This window comes from Streptomyces sp. NPDC046303, from assembly GCF_055588085.1.
This window is the reverse complement of sequence record NZ_JBVJFA010000018.1, coordinates 64877-81874: the sequence shown is the minus strand read 5'-3', so window position 1 is coordinate 81874 and position 16998 is coordinate 64877. Positions and strand designations below refer to the sequence as shown.

General features: G+C 73.0%; 16 protein-coding genes. 2 read left to right on the top strand and 14 right to left on the bottom strand.

Annotated elements, in window-relative coordinates; genetic code table 11:
- The first annotated feature begins 111 nt into the window (after nt 1–111).
- Together ACZ6I1_RS20330 and ACZ6I1_RS20325 are read left to right on the top strand one after the other, a co-directional pair.
- On the top strand, nt 112–285 hold the full coding sequence (locus ACZ6I1_RS20330) for a hypothetical protein (RefSeq protein ID WP_469289029.1): 174 nt from the start codon (nt 112–114) through the stop codon (nt 283–285).
- Nucleotides 278–484 (top strand): hypothetical protein, encoded by a 207-nt coding sequence (locus ACZ6I1_RS20325; RefSeq protein WP_469289027.1) that lies wholly within the window; start codon nt 278–280, stop codon nt 482–484. The genes ACZ6I1_RS20330 and ACZ6I1_RS20325 overlap by 8 nt, the downstream gene beginning before the upstream one ends.
- A gap of 52 nt (nt 485–536) precedes the next feature.
- On the opposite strand, the gene ACZ6I1_RS20320 is transcribed toward ACZ6I1_RS20325, so the two are convergent.
- The 14 genes from ACZ6I1_RS20320 to ACZ6I1_RS20255 form a co-directional block, all read right to left on the bottom strand.
- Nucleotides 537–1517: an ABC transporter ATP-binding protein gene (locus ACZ6I1_RS20320; protein ID WP_469289025.1), complete on the bottom strand. Its 981-nt coding sequence runs from the start codon at nt 1515–1517 to the stop codon at nt 537–539.
- Nucleotides 1514–2530 (bottom strand): ABC transporter ATP-binding protein, encoded by a 1017-nt coding sequence (locus tag ACZ6I1_RS20315; protein ID WP_469289023.1) that lies wholly within the window; start codon nt 2528–2530, stop codon nt 1514–1516. The genes ACZ6I1_RS20320 and ACZ6I1_RS20315 overlap by 4 nt, the downstream gene beginning before the upstream one ends.
- Nucleotides 2530–3516, bottom strand: a complete 987-nt coding sequence (locus ACZ6I1_RS20310) for an ABC transporter permease (protein WP_469289021.1) — start codon at nt 3514–3516, stop codon at nt 2530–2532. The genes ACZ6I1_RS20315 and ACZ6I1_RS20310 overlap by 1 nt, the downstream gene beginning before the upstream one ends.
- Complete coding sequence (locus tag ACZ6I1_RS20305) at nt 3513–4541, bottom strand: ABC transporter permease (protein ID WP_469289020.1); 1029 nt, start codon at nt 4539–4541, stop codon at nt 3513–3515. Before ACZ6I1_RS20305 ends, ACZ6I1_RS20310 begins: the two co-directional genes overlap by 4 nt.
- Nucleotides 4542–4563: 22 nt before the next feature.
- Nucleotides 4564–6306 (bottom strand): ABC transporter substrate-binding protein, encoded by a 1743-nt coding sequence (locus ACZ6I1_RS20300; protein ID WP_469289019.1) that lies wholly within the window; start codon nt 6304–6306, stop codon nt 4564–4566.
- Nucleotides 6307–6564: 258 nt separating this feature from the next.
- Nucleotides 6565–7281, bottom strand: a complete 717-nt coding sequence (locus tag ACZ6I1_RS20295) for a GntR family transcriptional regulator (protein WP_469289017.1) — start codon at nt 7279–7281, stop codon at nt 6565–6567.
- Nucleotides 7282–7337: 56 nt separating this feature from the next.
- Entirely contained in the window at nt 7338–8282 is a 945-nt protein-coding gene (locus ACZ6I1_RS20290) for an ornithine cyclodeaminase family protein (protein WP_469289167.1), read from the bottom strand.
- A 29-nt stretch (nt 8283–8311) separates the two neighbouring features.
- A complete protein-coding gene (locus ACZ6I1_RS20285; protein WP_469289015.1) occupies nt 8312–9331 on the bottom strand; it encodes a proline racemase family protein in 1020 nt (339 codons plus the stop codon).
- Nucleotides 9328–10332, bottom strand: coding sequence for a proline racemase family protein (locus ACZ6I1_RS20280; RefSeq protein WP_469289014.1), 1005 nt, complete (start codon nt 10330–10332; stop codon nt 9328–9330). Before ACZ6I1_RS20280 ends, ACZ6I1_RS20285 begins: the two co-directional genes overlap by 4 nt.
- A gap of 18 nt (nt 10333–10350) precedes the next feature.
- On the bottom strand, nt 10351–11214 hold the full coding sequence (locus tag ACZ6I1_RS20275; protein ID WP_469289165.1) for a dihydrodipicolinate synthase family protein: 864 nt from the start codon (nt 11212–11214) through the stop codon (nt 10351–10353).
- 211 nt (nt 11215–11425) lie between these two features.
- Complete coding sequence (locus tag ACZ6I1_RS20270) at nt 11426–12868, bottom strand: FAD/NAD(P)-dependent oxidoreductase (RefSeq protein WP_469289012.1); 1443 nt, start codon at nt 12866–12868, stop codon at nt 11426–11428.
- On the bottom strand, nt 12849–13163 hold the full coding sequence (locus tag ACZ6I1_RS20265) for a (2Fe-2S)-binding protein (RefSeq protein ID WP_469289010.1): 315 nt from the start codon (nt 13161–13163) through the stop codon (nt 12849–12851). Before ACZ6I1_RS20265 ends, ACZ6I1_RS20270 begins: the two co-directional genes overlap by 20 nt.
- A 149-nt stretch (nt 13164–13312) precedes the next feature.
- Nucleotides 13313–14482, bottom strand: a complete 1170-nt coding sequence (locus ACZ6I1_RS20260; protein ID WP_469289008.1) for an NAD(P)/FAD-dependent oxidoreductase — start codon at nt 14480–14482, stop codon at nt 13313–13315.
- A 71-nt stretch (nt 14483–14553) separates the two neighbouring features.
- Nucleotides 14554–16923: a collagenase gene (locus ACZ6I1_RS20255; RefSeq protein WP_469289006.1), complete on the bottom strand. Its 2370-nt coding sequence runs from the start codon at nt 16921–16923 to the stop codon at nt 14554–14556.
- Between the last annotated feature and the right edge of the window lie 75 nt (nt 16924–16998).

Here is a 16998-nt window from a genome sequence, read left to right as displayed (position 1 = left end):
GAGAAGTCCTCTTATACAGCGACAGAAGTCCGCATGAAAGCCCTCGCAACCGGACTTCTAGCCCGTCATGGTGTCTCCATCATCCGCTGACCACGGTAGGGAGTGACCCCGGTGGCCCACCACGACATTCACAGTCGCGCTCGCAGAGTGCTCTGCATCGACACCCCGGACGGTCCTTGGACAGGCCTGGCCACCGCGCGCGAGCCCAGCGCCGAGCTTCTGGATCGGGCGCTCGTCGGCTGGGAGCGGTTCATCGGCGGTCTCGACGGGCCGTCCGATGACTGAGCGGTACGAGTACGTGCCGCATCGGCTGCTGCGTCGGCGGGTCCGCGACGTGGCGTCCGGTGTCGAGGGCGTGCTGATGGCCGTGGTGAACGAGAACGTGTCCGCCACCGGGGTCGAGCACTGGGTCGAACTCGCCTATGTTCGTGGCCCGTCCGGGCGGGAGTTCACGACCGCCGTCGGGAACATCGAGCCGGCGTGAGGGCCCCGGAGGCGTCGTTGGCTCCGGGGCCCTGCCCTTCCCGTGCTCCCCGTCAGTCACCCGGGAAGTGACAGGCCACCTCGCGGGAGGCGGCGAGCTGCAGGAGCGGGCGCTCCGTGCGGCAGAGGTCCTGGGCCTTGGGGCAGCGGGGGTGGAAGGTGCAGCCGGGGGGCGGGGCGGCCGGGCTCGGGGGGTCGCCGAGGAGGACGATCCGCTCGCGGCGGCGTTCCGCTGCCGGGTCGGGAAGCGGGACGGCGGACAACAGGGCCCGGGTGTAGGGGTGTTGGGGGTTTTCGTAGAGGGAGTGCTTGTCGCCGATTTCGACGATCCTGCCGAGGTACATGACCGCCACGCGGTCGCTGACCCGTTTGACGACGGAGAGGTCGTGCGCGATGAACACGTAGGCGAGACCCAGTTCGGCGCGCAGCCGTTCCATCAGGTTGACGATCTGGGCCTGCACGGAGACATCGAGGGCGGAGACCGGCTCGTCGGCGATGACGAGGCGGGGGCTGGTGGCCAGCGAGCGGGCGATGCCGATGCGCTGTGCCTGGCCGCCGGAGAACTCGTGCGGGTAGCGGTCGATGTGCTCGGGGATCAGGCCCACCAGGTCCATCAGGTCGCCCGCGCGGCGGCGGGCGTCGCCCGCGCTCCAGCCCTGGACCAGGAGCGGGTCGGAGATGATGCGGGCCACCGTCTGGCGGGGGTTGAGGGAGGAGTGGGGGTCCTGGAAGACCATCTGGATGTTCTTCCGTAGCGGGCGCATGGCGGACGGGGAGAGGCGGCTGATGTCCTTTCCGTCGAAGGTGACGCTGCCCGCGGTGGGTTCGAGGAGCCGGACCAGCATGCGGCCGGTGGTGGACTTCCCGCAGCCCGACTCACCCACCAGGCCCAGGGTCTGACCGGCCGCCAGGTCGAAGGAGACCCCGTCGACGGCGCGCACGGGCGCCCCCCGGCGCCCGGTCACGGACCGCTTCCCGGGGAAGGTCATGGTGAGGTCCCGTACGGACAGGAGCGGGTCGGTCTTCGCGGTCATCGGGCCGCCTCCTCAGCGGTACGGGCGCCGGCGAAGTGGCAGGCCACCGTCCGCGCCGGGGTGGCGGCCTCCCCGTACGGCTCCGGTTCGGGGCGTTCGCTGCTGCACCGGGCGGCGGCGCGCGGACAGCGCGGGGCGAAGGCGCAGCCCGGGCCCGGGGCGAGCAGGGAGGGCGGGGAGCCGGGGATGGAGGGCAGCGGTGCGTCGTCGTCGGTGTCGAGGCGGGGCAGCGAATCGAGCAGGCCCCGGGTGTAGGGGTGCGCGGGCTCGGCGAACAGTTCGTCGACCGGGGCCTGTTCGGCGGCCCGGCCGCCGTACATGACCAGCACCTCGTGGGCGACGCGGGCGACCACACCCAGGTCATGGGTGATCATCACCACGCCGAGCCCGCGCTCCTGCTGGAGCCTGGCGATCAGCTCCAGGATCTGTGCCTGGACGGTGACGTCCAGGGCGGTGGTGGGTTCGTCGGCGATGAGCAGGTCGGGCTCGCAGGCCAGGGCCATGGCGATCATCGCGCGCTGGCGCATGCCGCCGGAGAACTGGTGCGGGTACTCCCCCGCGCGCCGGGCCGGCTCCGGGATGCCGACCTCGCCGAGCATGTCGACGGCGCGTTTGCGCGCGGCGGCCCGCCCGGCCTTGAAGTGCACCCGGACGTGCTCGGCGATCTGCTCGCCGACCGTGTAGTAGGGGTGGAGGCTGGACAGCGGGTCCTGGAAGATCATCGCCATTTTGCGGCCGCGGATCGCGGACAGCTCCCGCCCGGACAGGCCGGTCAGTTCTCGCCCGGAGAGGGCCACGGAGCCGGTGACCTCGACCGCGCCCCGGTGCAGGCCCATGACGGCCAGCGAGGTGACGGACTTGCCGGAGCCGGATTCGCCGACGATGCCCAGCGTTCGGCCCGCCTCGACGGTGAAGCCGAGCGAGTCCACGGCCCGTACGGTGCCGTGCGGGGTGGTGAAGGTGACGCCCAGATCGCGGACTTCGAGGAGCGGGGCGGTGGTGTGCTCGGCCATCAGTACCTCACCCTCGGGTCGACGACGGCGTACAGGAGGTCGACGACGAGGTTGGCGACGACGATGAAGAAGGCGGCGAGCAGGGTGACCCCGAGGACCACGGGCTGGTCCGAGCTGACCAGCGCCCCGTAGAACAGCCGCCCGATGCCGGGCAGTCCGAAGATGGACTCGGTGATGACCGCTCCGGCGAGCAGCCCTCCCAGGTCCATGCCGAAGATCGTGAGGATCGGGGTCATCCCGGAGCGCAGGCCGTGTTTGACGACGACGGTCCGCTCGGGCATGCCCTTGGCGCGGGCGGTACGGATGTACGGCTCGGCCATCGCCTCGATCATCGAACCCCGGCTCTGGCGCGCGTACATGGCGGCGTAGAGCAGCGCGAGTGCGGTCCAGGGCAGCAGCAGGTTCGAGGCCCAGGCGAGCGGGTTGTCGGTGAAGGCCTGGTAGGTGGGGTAGGGCAGGAGGCCGGCGATGCGGATGACGCCGTAGATGAGCATCACGGAGGTGAAGTAGACGGGCAGCGAGGCGGCGGCGACGGCCCCGACCATCAGGGCCTTGTCGGTGGCGGTGTCCTTGCGCAGGGCGGCGGTGACCCCGGCGCCGAGGCCGAGGACCAGCCACAGCGCGGCGGCGCCGACGGCGAGGGAGGCGGAGACGGGGAGCCGGTCCATCAGCAGGTCCCAGACGGGCAGGGAGTTCTCGTACGAGTAGCCCAGGCAGGGGAAGTCGCACTGGACGGCGTACTGGCCGGTGCCCAGGGTGCGGCCGGTGAAGATGCCGGTCAGGAAGTCGGTGAACTGCCGCCACAGGGGCTGGTCGAGGCCCAGGTACGCGCGTACGTCGGCGAGGCGTTCGGCGCTGCAGGTCTTGCCGCAGGCGGCGGCGGCCGGGTCGGAGGGCAGGACGTAGAAGATGAGGAAGGTGACGGCGGCGATGGCGAGGAGCACACCGGCCAGGGCGAGGAGCCGGCGGGCGAGGTAGAGGATCAACTGCGGCCGCCCCTCGGGTCGAGGATGTCGCGCAGGGCGTCGCCGAGCAGGGTGAAGGCGAGCACGGCGAGGAAGAGGAAGACGCTCGGGATGACGAAGTACATGGGGTCGGTCTCGTAGAAGGCGACGGACTCGGCGATCATCTGGCCCCAGGAGGGGGTGGGCGGGCGGACTCCCACGCCGAGGTAGCTGAGCGCGGCCTCGGTGCTGATCATGCCGGGGATGAGCAGGGTGGTGTAGGCGATGACCGGGCCCGAGACTCCGGGGAGGATGTCGCGGGTCAGGATGCGCCAGGAGCTCGAACCGCCGACGCGGGCGGCGTCCACGTACTCGCGGTGTTTGAGGGAGAGGGTCTGGCCGCGGACGACGCGGGCGACGCCGGGCCAGCCGAAGACCCCGATGACGGCGGTCATGAGGACGATGCGGTTGACGTCCTTGGCCACGGACAGCATCGCGATCATGAAGATGAGGGACGGGAAGGACATGGTCAGGTCCATCAGCCGGGACAGGACGGCGTCGGTGCGGCCGCCGAAGTAGCCGGCGGCGATTCCGGCGGCGGTGCCCGCGAGGACCACGATGGCGGTGGCGGCGAAGGCGATGAGCAGGGAGACCTGCGCGCCGTGGACCACGCGGGCGAAGAGGTCCCGGCCGGTGACGGGTTCGACGCCGAGCCAGTGCTCGGCGCTGATCCCGCCGAGGGAGCCGAGCGGCAGGCCCCCCAGGTACGGGTCGACGGCGGTCTTGTCGAACTCTTCCGGGGACCAGCCGCCGAGCGCGCCCAGCCAGGGGGCGGTGACGGCCATGAGGACGAAGAGCAGGACGACGCAGAGGCTGACGCGGACGGCGGGGCGGCGGCGCAGTTCCCGCCGGGCGAGCTGCCAGGGGCTGCTGCCGGGGGCCGCCGCGGTGGGCGGGCCCTTGCCGGCGTCGGGGGTCGGACCGGCGTCGGGGGTCGGACCGGCGCCGGGGGTCGGACCGGCGCCGGGGGTCGGACCGGCGCCGGGGGTCGGTGCGGTGGTGGTCATGGTGTCGGTCGCTCCGGATTCCTCAACCCTGGCTCTTCGAGGGGTCCTTGAGGCCGACGGTGGCGTAGTCGATGGTGCCGGTCCACACCGGGTGGCCGTAGGCGCCCGCGATGTTGGGGCCGACGAGCAGCGGCTTGCGCTCCAGCAGGAGGGGGATCGCCGGGGACTTCTTCATGATCTCGGCGTCGAGGTCGATCCAGGCCTGGTTGGCCTGCTTGGCGTCGGCCATGGCGTTGATCTCGTCGATCCTCTTCATGGTCGCCTCGTCGCGGAACTGGGCGTTGTTGCCCTGGTTGCCCTTCTCCTTGATGGTGCGCCCGTCGAAGACGAAGGGGATCCACGTGGAGCCGGAGGGGTAGTCGGGGCACCAGCCGCTGAGCGTCATGTCGGGGGTGGTGGAGAGGTCGCCGATGACGTCGTAGTACGCGCCCGGGTCGATGGTGTCGACGACCACCTCGACGCCGACGCGGGACAGGCCCTGCTGGATGGCCTCCGCCTTGCCCTTGTCCCCGGTGGAGACGGCGAGGGAGACCTTCAGGGTCTCCTTGCCCGCGGCCTTGAGCAGTTCCTTGGCCTTGGCCGGGTCGCCCGCCGGGGCGATCTTGAGGGTGTCGGCCTGCTTTCCGCCGGAGAGGGCCGGGGGCAGGTAGGCGGTGGCGACCTCGTTGAGCGCCGGGCCGCCGCCCGCGGTGACCACGGCCTCCTTGTCGACGGCGTACTGCATGGCCTCGCGGACCTTGGGGTCGTCGAAGGGCGCCCGGGAGTTGTTCAGGTGGAGCATCTCGGTGCAGCCCTGGGACTCGGCGAGCAGCCGCGCCTTGACCTCCGGCTTGGGGAGCACCTTCGGCGCGCTCTCGGGCCGCATGTCGGCGTACTGGACGGCGGAGGCGTCGGCGCCCTCGCCGGCGATGATCCGGTCGTCGATCTGGCCGCCCTTGAGCCCCATGACGACCACGAACTTGTCCGGGTAGGCCTTGCGCACGGTGTCGGTCGCGGCGTCCCAGTGCTCGTTGCGGACCAGGACCAGCTTCTTGTCCCGGTCGTACGACTCGATCTTGTACGGGCCGGAGGAGAACGGGCGGGCATCGTACTGGGTGCCCTTCTCCTGGGACTGGGGCACGGGCGCGAAGGTCGGCAGGGTGGCGGTCGCGGAGAACTCGGCGACGGGCCGCTTGAGTTCGAAGACGATCGTGCGGTCGTCGGGGGTCTTGACCGAGTCGAGGTGCCGGCCCTGGAGCGGGCCCTTGTAGCCCTCGGTGCCGGCCAGGTACTGGGCGGCGTAGTCGGGGCCTCCGGTGAGGTCGGGGGCGAAGGAGCGCTCGACGTTGTACTTGATGTCCTGGGCCTTGATGGGTGAGCCGTCCTCGTACTTGACGCCCTCCTTGAGGGTGAACGTCCAGGTGCGGCCGCCGTTGGAGGGGGTGCCCAGGTCGGTGGCGAGGTCGGGGACGAGCTCGCTGCCGCCCTTGCCCGGCTCGGCCTTGAAGGTCACGAGGGTGCGGTAGAGCAGCCGGGTGCCGAAGTCCATGGCCGGCATGACCCAGTTGCGGGCGGGGTCGAGGTGGGCGAAGTCCTGGTTGGACAGGACGGTGAGGGTGCCGCCCTTGACCGGGGTGCCGCCGAGGACCTTGCCGTCGTTGGCGGCGGCGGGGTTGGAGGCGCCGCCGCCCGCGGAGCCCTTCTTGGTGTCGGAGCAGCCCGAGGCACCGAGTGCGAGAGCGGCCACCAGGGCGGTGGCGAGGACGAGTTGGGTGCGCTTGGTCATGGGTCACTCCAGTGAAGGGCCGCGCTCTATGATGTGACGGGTAACATAGTAATGTGAAATTGTACTGACAAGGGGTTGAGCGACCCGTTATCCAGCCGTGTCCAAATCCCGGTGCCGGCTTGGGTGTTGGGGGCGGCGCCCCAGGCCGGCGCGGCCCCGGTGACCGGCCGGGGCGGGCCGTCCTGGACGCGGCGGTTACACCGCCTGCCCTGGCCGGCCGGACCTTTGCCGCACACCCCCCGCCAGGGCAAAGCCTCTTTAGGGCGTGACTCCCGAGCCGAGTCCGCCCGGGGTGCGGCCCACCGGCTCGTCGCGGCCCTGGGCCCAGAGGGAGCGGACGTGGCCGAGGTGGCGGACCATGCAGGCCTCGGCCGCCGCCGCGTCACCGGAGAGCATCAGGTCGAGCAGCTCGAGGTGCTCCTCCGCCGAGGACACCAGCTTGCCCGCCTCGTCCAGGCCGGTCAGCCCGTACAGCCGGGAGCGCTTGCGCAGGTCGCCGACCGTCTCCACGAGGCGGTCGTTGCCCGCGAGGCCGAGGAGCGTGAGGTGGAAGCGGCGGTCCGCTTCCAGGTAGCCGATGAGGTTGTGCTCGCGCGCGCTGGTGACGATCTCCTCGGCGATGGGGCGCAGCGCCTCCAGCTGCTCGACCGTGGCGATCTTCGTGATCCGGCCGATGGTCGGCACCTCGATCATCGTGCGCAGCTCGGTGTACTGGTCGAGGTCGCGCTCGCTGACCTCGGTGATCCGGAACCCCTTGTTGCGGACCGGCTCGACGAGGCCCTCGCGGGCGAGGTCGAGCATCGCCTCGCGCACCGGGGTGGCCGAAACGCCGAGTTCGGCGGCGAGGCCGGGGGCCGAGTAGACACTGCCGGGGCGCAGCTCGCCCGCTATCAGCGCTGCTCGCAGGGCGTGGCCGACCTGGTCGCGGAGCCGCTCCTGGGCCTTGATGAGACTGTGCTGCTTCAGGTCACCCATTGCTCTTCCTCCGAGACGCCCGACACCGCTGATGGGCAGAGGAACAGCGTACAATGTCACGTTTCTCTGCTCGCCCCGGCGGCCCGGAACAACGCGACCGCCACGGCAAGATCCTCCCAGGCCATGCCCACGCTCTTGAAGAGCTGTGGACAACCCTGCGGCCCGCCCGCGGGCAGCCGGCCCGTGACGAGGTCGGCGAGGGTGCCGGTGATGTGGCCGGGCCCGATCGCCCCCTCGGCCTCCGGAACCAGCAGGTCCCCCGCCTCGCGCAGGGCTGCCGCCCGCGACTCCACGTACACCGCCGCACGTCGCACGAGCGCGGTGTCCGTCTCCCGTGCCGTCGGCTCGTGCGACCCGACGGCGACGACCGTGGCGGCCGGGCCGACGAGGCGCCCGTCGAAGAGGGGTTCGCGGGCCGTGGTGCAGCAGATGACCAGATCGGCGCCGGCCACGTCCGCGGGGGTGCCCGTACGGGCGTCCGGGCCCAGGGTGCGGGCGTACGCGGCGAGCCGCTCCGCGCCCTCGGGACGCCGGGCGACCACCACCACCTCGGCCAGCTCCCGCACCGCGAGCGTCGCTTCCAGGTGTCCGTACGCCTGCGGCCCCGACCCGAAGAGCACCAGCCGCAACGGCCGCCCGGCCGGGGCCAGTCGGCGCAGCGCGAGCGCGGAGACCGCCGGAGTGCGCAGGGCGGTCAGCGCGGCGCCGTCGAGCAGGGCGAGCGGACGCAGGGTGGGCCCGTCCAGCAGGAGGTAGGACCCGGTGATCCGGGGCAGCCCGCGGGCCGGGTTCCCGGGCGCGACCCCGGCGATCTTCACCCCGGCGTACGTGCCGGACGCGGCCGGCATCAGCAGCAGTTCACCCCCGCCGGGTACGGGGAGGGCGGTGCGCTGCGGGCAGGCCTCGGGGTCGAGGCCGCCGAGCAGGGCGTCCGCCAGGGCGTCGGCGGCCGCGGCCGGGGTCAGGAGCCCGGCCAGGTCGGCGGCGCCCAGCTGCGCCATCACAGGGTGAACCCGCACGGGGTGACTCCTCACAGGGTGAACCCGGCGCCGAGCGGGTCGTACGGGTCCGCCGTGAAGGCGTGTTCGCCGGTGCGGTAGGCGGTGCCGGTGACCTCGGTGACGCCACCGGGAAGGATCCGCCCGGTGAACACCGTGCCCGTGACCGACTCGTGCAGCAGGTCCTCGCCGGGGCCGAGCCGTCCGTCCTCGGCGAGCAGCGCGAGCCTCGCCGAGGTGCCGGAGCCGCAGGGCGAGCGGTCGATCTGCCCGTCGGCGAAGACGGTGACGTTGCGCTGGTGCGGCCCGAAGGGAGTGTCGGGGAGCTCCTCGTGGAGGATCACCCCGTAGACCCCGGAGAGGAGCGGGCTGCCGGGGTGCCAGGTGGCGGGGTGGGTGGCCAGCGCGGCCCGGATCTCCCGCCCGGCCCGTACCAGGTCGGGCAGGGCGGCCCGGGTGACGTCCAGGCCGAGGTCCCGGGCGCGGACCGAGGCGTAACAGGCCCCGGCGTGTGCGATGTCCACCTCCGCCATGCCGAGGGTGGTCGCCACCGGCACCTTGCGGGCGCCCACCCGCGCCGCGACGTTGCGGAAGGTGACGCCGGTGGTGCGGCCGCCGTCCCGGTGCACGGTCGCGGCGACCCGCCCGGACGGTACGTCGATGCGCACCTGGGCGGACCCGTCGTCGGGGGCCGGGACCCGGCCGGTGTCCACCGCCCAGACGCCGAGGGCCATGGTGCCGTGGCCGCACGCGGTGGAGTAGCCGTCCTTGTGCCAGAACAGCACCCCGAAGTGGGCCCCGTCGTCGTCGGCCGGAACGACGAAGCCCCCGTACATGCCGGCGTGCCCGCGCGGCTCCTGCACGAGCATGCGGCGTACGTCGTCCAGCGCGCCCCGGCGCGGAGCGGTCCCGGAGCCTCCGGGACCGATGGCGGTGGCGCAGCGCTCGGCGACGGTGTCCCCGGGCACGGCCGGGATCCCTTCGGCGGCGGTGTCGACGATGCGGAAGGGCTCGCCGGCGGTGTGGTAGTCCGTGGTGCGGACGGTGATCACAGGCGGAAGCCTCCGGGGAAGGGGTCGGTCGGGTCGAGGAAGTACTGGGCGGTGCCGGTGATCCACGCCCGGCCCGTGACGGTGGGGACCACGGCGGGAAGCCCGCCGACGGTGGTCTCGCCGACCAGCCGGCCGGTGAACTCGGTGCCGATGAAGGACTCGTTGACGAAGTCGGCGCCGAGGCCGAGCCGGCCGCGGGCGTGCAGCTGGGCCATGCGCGCGCTGGTGCCCGTACCGCAGGGCGAGCGGTCGAACCAGCCGGGGTGGATGGCCATGGCGTGCCGGGAGCGGCGGGCGTCGGAGCCGGGGGCGGCGAGGTAGACGTGCTTGACCCCGGCGATGGAGGGGTCCTCGGGATGCACGGGGCGGTCGCCGCTCCCGTTGACGGCGTCCATGAGCGCGAGGCCCGCGGCGAGCAGGTCGTCCTTGCGGTCCCGGTCGAAGGGCAGTCCGAGCGCGTCGAGTTCGACGAAGGCGTAGAAGTTGCCGCCGTAGGCGAGGTCGTAGGTGACCGTGCCGAAGCCGGGTACCTCCGCCTTCAGGTCGAGGCCGGCGCAGAAGGACGGCACGTTGGTGAGGGTGACGGCGGTGGCCGCCCCGTCCTCCACGCGGACGTCGACGCCCACCAGTCCGGCCGGGGTGTCGAGCCGGACGGTGGTGACCGGCTCGACGACCGGGACCATGCCGGTTTCCACCAGGACGGTGGCGACGCCGATGGTGCCGTGCCCGCACATGGGCAGCAGGCCCGACACCTCGATGTAGAGGACGCCGAAGTCGGCGTCGGGCCGGGTGGGGGGCTGGAGGATGGCGCCGCTCATCGCGGCGTGCCCGCGCGGCTCGTACATGAGCAGGGTCCGCACGTGGTCCATGTGCTCGATGAAGTGGAGCCGCTTCTCCGCCATGGTGGCGCCGGGGATCACCCCGATGCCTCCGGTGATGACGCGGGTCGGCATGCCCTCGGTGTGCGAGTCCACCGCGTGGTAGACGTGGCGCGTACGCATGGGTTCCCCCCGGTCTGCTTAGTTGAGGCCCTCGGCGAGGGCCTTTTCGGTGGCGGCGCGGACGGCGGCTTCGGTCTCGCCGGTGAGCGGGAAGCGCGGCGGGCGGGTGGCCCCGCCGGGCCGGCCGGCCAGGTCCATGGAGACCTTGATGGCCTGCACGAACTCGGTCTTGGAGTCCCAGCGCAGCAGCGAGTGCAGGGACTTGTAAAGCGGCAGGGCGGTGGCGAGGTCACCGGCGACGGCGGCCCGGTAGAGGGTGGCGCAGGACCGCGGGAGGGCGTTGGGGTAGCCGGCGATCCAGCCGACCGCGCCGGCGAGGGCGAGTTCGAGGAGCACGTCGTCGGCCCCGATGAGCAGGTCCAGGCCGGGGGCGAGTTCGGCGATCTCGTAGGCGCGGCGCACGTCCCCGCTGAACTCCTTGACGGCGACGATGGATCCGTCGGCGTGCAGCCGGGCCAGCAGGGCGGGGACCAGGTCCACCTTGGTGTCGTACGGGTTGTTGTACGCGACGACGGGCAGCCCGGCGCCGGCGACCTCCGCGTAGTGGGCGCGCACGGTCTGCTCGTCGGCCCGGAAGGCGTTGGGCGGCAGCAGGAGGACGGAGCCGGCCCCGGCCTCGGCGGCCTGCTCGGCCCAGCGGCGGGCTTCGGCGCTGCCGTAGGCGGCGACGCCGGGCATGACGCGGGCGCCGTCGCCCGCCGCTTCGACGGCGGTACGGACGACGCGGGCCCGCTCCTCGTCGGTGAGGGTCTGGTACTCGCCGAGGGAGCCGTTGGGGACCACGCCGTCGCAGCCGTTGGCGATCAGCCAGGACACGTGTGCGGCGTAGGCGTCGTAGTCGACGCTGAGGTCCTCGCGCAGCGGGAGGGTGGTGGCGACCATGATGCCGTGCCAGGGGCGGGGGCGGGTGTCCGGGCCGGCGGGGGTGCCGGGCGTCGTGACGGTGGTCGTGCCCGCGGGCATGCCGGCGGGGGTGCCGGTCGTCGTGCGGGGCGCGGGGGTGGGCGCGTCGGTCATGAGATGACTCCCTAGTGTGGTGTGTGACATTTTACTAGCGGGTGCGAGTCGGCCACAAGGGCCGGGGCAGGTCGGATCAGCGCCCGTCCGGGGGAAGTTCGGCGAGCCGGCGCAGCGGGACCGGGCAGGACAGCGGCCGCCGGTCGGGGGCGGGGTCCTCGCCGGCGAGGGCGGCCACGGCCGGGCCGCACATCCGGCCCTGGCACCAGCCCATGCCCGCGCGGGTGAGGAGTTTGACGGTACGGGCGTCCCGCGCGCCGAGTTCCCCCGCGGCCTCGCGGATCCGGCCGGCCGGCACCTCCTCGCAGCGGCACACGACGGCGTCGTCCCGGAGCCAGCCGGTCCAGCCGCTGCCGGGGCGGTGCGCGGCGGCCATCGCGCCGGCGAAGGCGCGCAGCCGCGAGCGGGTGCGGGTGAGCGCGGCGGGAACGGGGCATCCGGCGATCGCGTGCGCCGCGATCTCCCCCTCGGTGAGGGCGAGTCCGGCGCCGCCGATGCCGCCCGTCTCCCCCGCCGACCAGATGCCGGGGACCGAGGTCCGCTGGGCGTCGTCCAGGTCCAGGGCGACCGTGCCGTCCGGGCTGCGGCGGGTGGCGCAGCCGAGGCCGGTGGCGAGTTCCAGCTGGGGGACGAGCCCGTGTCCCACGGCGAGCGCGTCGCACGGGATCCGGCGGGCGGTACCGGGCAGCGGGCGCCAGTCGCGGTCGAGGCGGGTGACGGTGACGGCCTCGACCCGGTCGGTGCCGTGGGCCTCGGTGACGGCGTGCCGGGTGAGGAGCCGGACGTGGTGCCGGGCGAGCGCGGCGCCGTAGACCGCGGCCTCGGCGAGCTTGCCGGGGTTGCGCAGCAGGACCGGGGTGCGGGCGGCGTACGCGGTGTAGGCGGCGGCCTCGACGACGGCGGGGACGGTGGCTCCGGCGGCGGCGAGGGATCCGGCCACGGCGAGCAGCAGCGGGCCGCTGCCGGCGACCACCACGCGCCGGCCGGGCAGCACCAGCCCGGCCTTGAGCATGGCCTGGGCGCCGCCGGCGCCGATCACTCCGGGCAAGGTCCAGCCGGGGAAGGGCAGTTGGCGTTCGTAGGCGCCGGTGGCCAGGAGTACGGCGGCGGCCCGTACGGTTGCGGCGCGCTCCTCGGCTCCGCCCAGGGCGTGCAGGGTCCAGGTTCCGTCGCCGCCTGGGACCACCGTCCACACGTGGTGGAGCGGGAGGTACGTGATCCGGCCCGCCGATGCGTGGGCGCGCAGGGCGGCTTCGCGGGTGGCGAAGTCGGGCCAGGCGTGGTGGAGGGCCTCGGGGCGGGCGGCGCCGAGGGCGGGCGCGGGGTGCCGGTAGAACTGGCCGCCGGGGCGCTCCCCCGCGTCGAGGACGGTGACGCGCAGGCCCAGGTCGGCGGCGGTGACGGCCGCGGCGAGGCCGGCGGGGCCGGCGCCGACGATGGCCAGGTCGGCGGGGTGCTCGGCGTCGGGCAGGGCCGCGAGGTCCGCGGGGGCCGCGGAGTCAGACGGCGAGGTCGGCATGGCCTGTTCCCTCCTGGGTGGTGACGGTGTCGCCCTCGCGGGCGGGGACCAGGCAGGCCCGCTGGTTCGGGCGGCCGTTGACGGTGACGAGGCAGTCGTAGCAGCTGCCGATCCCGCAGAAGGCGCCGCGGGGGGCGCCGCCGTCGCGGGTGGTGCGCCAGGCGAGGATCCCGGCGGCCCAGAGGACGGCGGCGATGGACTGGCCCGCCTGCGCGGGGAGTTCGCGGCCGTCGAACGCGAGGGTGTGGGTGGCCGAAGGGGTGCCGCCGACCAGGGAGCGGGGGCTGCGTCGCATCAGGGGTCCTCCTCGGGGTGGTGCGTGGGGGCCGGGTCCGGGGCCGGGCCGGGGTGATGTCCGGGACTCATGATGTATGGCGCCCCGACGGGGCTTCGTTGGGTGCGGGCTCGCAAGAGCGCCACACATCACGTTTTACGTCCCGGACATCACCCCGGCCCGTCCCCGGCCCCGGCGGGTGGTCCCCCGAAGCGGTCCGGCCGGAACGGGTGCATGTCGAGTTCTGGTGCGCCGCCCGTCAGAGTCGCCGCGATGAGGAGGCCCGTTGCCGGGGCCAGGCCGATGCCTGCGCCCTCGTGGCCGCAGGCGTGGAGCAGGCCGGGGCGGCGGGGGTCCGGGCCGATCGCCGGGAGGTGGTCCGGGAGGTAGGGGCGGAAGCCGTGGTAGGTGCGCAGGATCCGGGTGTCCGCGAGGAACGGGAAGAGGGCTGCCGCCTGGGTGGCGAGGCGGCGCAGGGCCTCGGTGGACAGGGTGCGGTCGAAGCCGACGCGTTCGCGGGTGGCGCCGATCAGGACCGGGCCGGACGGGGTGCCCTCCACGACCGCCGAGGACTGGAGCGCAGCGGAGCCGCTGGCCACGTCCGCGATGTAGTCGGCGGCGTAGACCTTGTGCCGGACCACTCGGGGCAGCGGCTCGGTCACCAGGACGAAGCCGCGGCGCGGCAGGACGGGCAGGCTCACGCCCGCGAGTTCCGCGACGGCGCCGGCCCAGGTGCCCGCCGCGTTCACCACGGCGGGGGCCAGGAGTTCGCGGCGTGCGGTGCGGACCCCGGCGATCGCCTCCCCGGAGCGCACGAAGCCCGTCACCTCCTCGCCGAGGTGGAGTTCGGCGCCCGAGGCGGCCAGCAGCCGGGCCGCTGCCTGGGCGGGCTGGACCTGGGCGTCCTGCGGGTAGAGGAAGCCGCCCGCGAGGCCTCGTGCCAGATGGGGTTCCAGGCCGCGCAGGTCTTCGGGGTCCGCCTCGAGCGCCTCGACCCCGGCTTTGCGCTGGCCTTCGGCGAAGGCGCGCAGGGCATCGAGCGAAGCCCGGTCCGGGGCGACGACGAGGCCGCCCTTGGCCTCGTACTCGATCTCCTGCGGGAGGACCGCCGCGAGTTCGTGCCAGAGCCCGGTGGAGAGGAGGGCCAGGTCGAGTTCGGGGCCGGCCTCCTTGTCGGAGACGAGCAGGTTGCCTTCGCCGGAGCCGGTGGTGCCGCCCGCCACGGGGCCGCGGTCGACCACGGCCACGGAGAGTCCGGCGCGGGACGCGTAGTAGGCGCAGGCCGCTCCGACGACGCCGGCGCCGATGATGACGGCGTCCAAGGGGTGTCTGATGAGCACGGCAGTAATATGTCACATTCTTTAGGAGCTGCCCAGACCGGTCCCGGGGTGCGGGACCGGTCCGGAACGGATCAGCTGCGGAGCGGGCCCTCACAGCTGTAGTCGGAGGATCCGGCCACCTTGTTGGTCCAGATCTCCACCGGGCCGAAGGAGCAGTTCATGTCGGCCAGGTTGTTGGAGGCCGCGCCGGCGCGGTCCAGGATGAAGTAGTCGACCGTCTCGGACATGTCCTTGAAGTTCTGGTCGTCGCTGCGCCAGTTCTTCAGGTTCGCGGTGATGCGTCCGGTGCAGGTGAAGCGGCGCTTGCCGGGGTCGCCGTTCTCCACGCAGTCCGGCGTGTTGTACGTGGCCGTCGCGAAGGAGGACTTCACCGACGCGAGCGCGGAATCGCGCAGCTGGTCGTTGGGGGTGTAGGTGGTGTTCGGCACGAAGAGCTGGTCGACCTTGGCGATCTGCGCGTCCAGGAAGCGGTCGTAGTCGCGCTGGAGGTAGGTGTCGGAACTCAGGCGGTGGCGCCAGGCGTCGTAGGCCGCCACGTCGTCGGCCCGCAGGTGCGTGTACATCTCGCGCAGCAGGCTGGGCTTCTCGGTCCACAGGAACTCGAAGAAGGTGCCGGCGTAGCTGTAGAAGCGGAAGCCGTCGCCGTCGTACGTGGCGTTCAGCAGCTGCTCGACGGACATGCGCGGGCCGCCGCCGGCAGTGTCGTTGATGATGCTCTTGACCAGCGACTTGCGGACGGCGATGCCGTTGTCGCGGGTGGCGCCGTCGAAGAACTCGGCCGTGCCCTCGTCCATGGCGGTCGTCCGGTCGCCCTCGTACCAGGGGCCTTCGCCGAAGAAGCCGGGGACGGCGAAGCGGCCGTTGAGGTAGTGGGTGTACTCGTGGCGGAAGAGCTCCTCGAGGGTGAGGGAGGAGTCCTGCGGGACGCGGCGCTGGTAGGTGTAGAAGGTGGCGCCGTTCTCGATGTAGATGCCGCCGTTGTTGGTGTCGTAGCCCGTCAGGATCGGGTGGTAGTTCTCGTAGTCGGCGCGGGAGGCGTACAGCACGATGTTCAGCGTGGTGTTGGGGTCGCCGGCCAGCGGCTGGTCGGTGCCGAGGACCCGGTGGTACTGCGTCTTGACCTGCTTGCTGGCGTAGTAGAGCTGGTCGACGGTGGCCCGGTCGAGGCCGGTGCGGACCTTGATGGCGCCGTTGTCGTAGACGAAGGTGTTCGGGAAGATCTGCTTCTCGATGTCCTCCTTGCACACCCCGTACGGCTTGCACGCCTCGTAGAAGTTGAGCCAGGAGACGACCTTGGCCCACGGCTCGGTGCCGAGCGCGGCCTTGACCGGCTCGAGCATGGCGCCGAGGTCGGCGACGACCTGGTCCCGCAGGCCCTCGACCTGGCCGAAGCGGCCGTACTCGCCGAGGGCGTCGCGCGCCACCCAGGCGTTGCCCGTGCCCTTGAGGTGGGTGTGGTGCGCGAAGGCCTTGAAGGCGGCGCGGTAGGAGGCGTCGGCGGCCACGGCGGCGTGGAAGGCCGTGTCCTGGTTGCCCGGGTAGACGCCCAGGTAGTTGACGGAGAGGGCGGCGAGGGCGGCACCCGCCCAGCCGGCGTCGAGGTGGGTGGCCGGGTGGGCCGCGTCCATGGTGGCCAGGACCTTTTTGATGAGGCCGAGCTGGTGCTGGCGCAGGCCGGGCGCGCTGGCCGCGTACAGGGCTTCGCGCAGGGTGCGGGCGTTGGAGGCGGTCACGTCGAAGGTACGGGCGGCGTTGCCGAAGTCGGCGACGGCCTGGCGCATGGCGTTCACGGTCGGCGCGTCGGTGACGTCGATCTCGGAGCGCGAGTGGTCGTGGTAGGCGACCGCGTGCAGGTAGGTGAACATCTCCTCCAGGTGGGAGGAGTTGCGGCCGTCGTGGGCGGCGGCCAGGCCGGATATCCGGCGCGAGACGGCCTGGACGTGCGCGTCCGACATCACCGGGACGAGGCGCGTGTCCCAGGTCCAGATGAGGCCGCGCAGGCAGCCGTCGGCGGTGACCGCCTGGTCGGCGAGGAAGTCGGCGAACTGCTCCGGGCCGAGGTTCTTGATCCCGTCGAGGGTGCAGGGGACGCCCGCCGCGACACTGCGGGCGACGGGGGCCGCCTGTTCGGCCGCCTTGCGGCTCTTCTCGGTGCGCTCGGCGGGCGCGGCGGCGGCCGTGGCCGCGCCGGGGACCTGTCCGGTGATGGCCTGCCCGCCGGGCGCCGGGGCGGGGGCGGGGGTCGCCTCGGACGCGTTGGCCAGGTGGTCGACCTCGTCGAACGGGTTCGGTGCGGGCGCCGGGTCCGCCTGGGGGCCGGCGAAGGTCGCCGGGACCGGGGCGCCGGCGGCCTGCGTGGTGGCCTGCCCGGCCGAGGCGAGGAGCGTCACAGCGACGGCGGAGGCAAGGAGGGACGAGCGCACAGCTCTGTGCTTGAACACCGGAACTCCTGGTGGAGAGGCTGAAGTGGGGGGTGGTGCGGTGAACGGCCCTGCGTCACGCGGCGTTTGACGGGG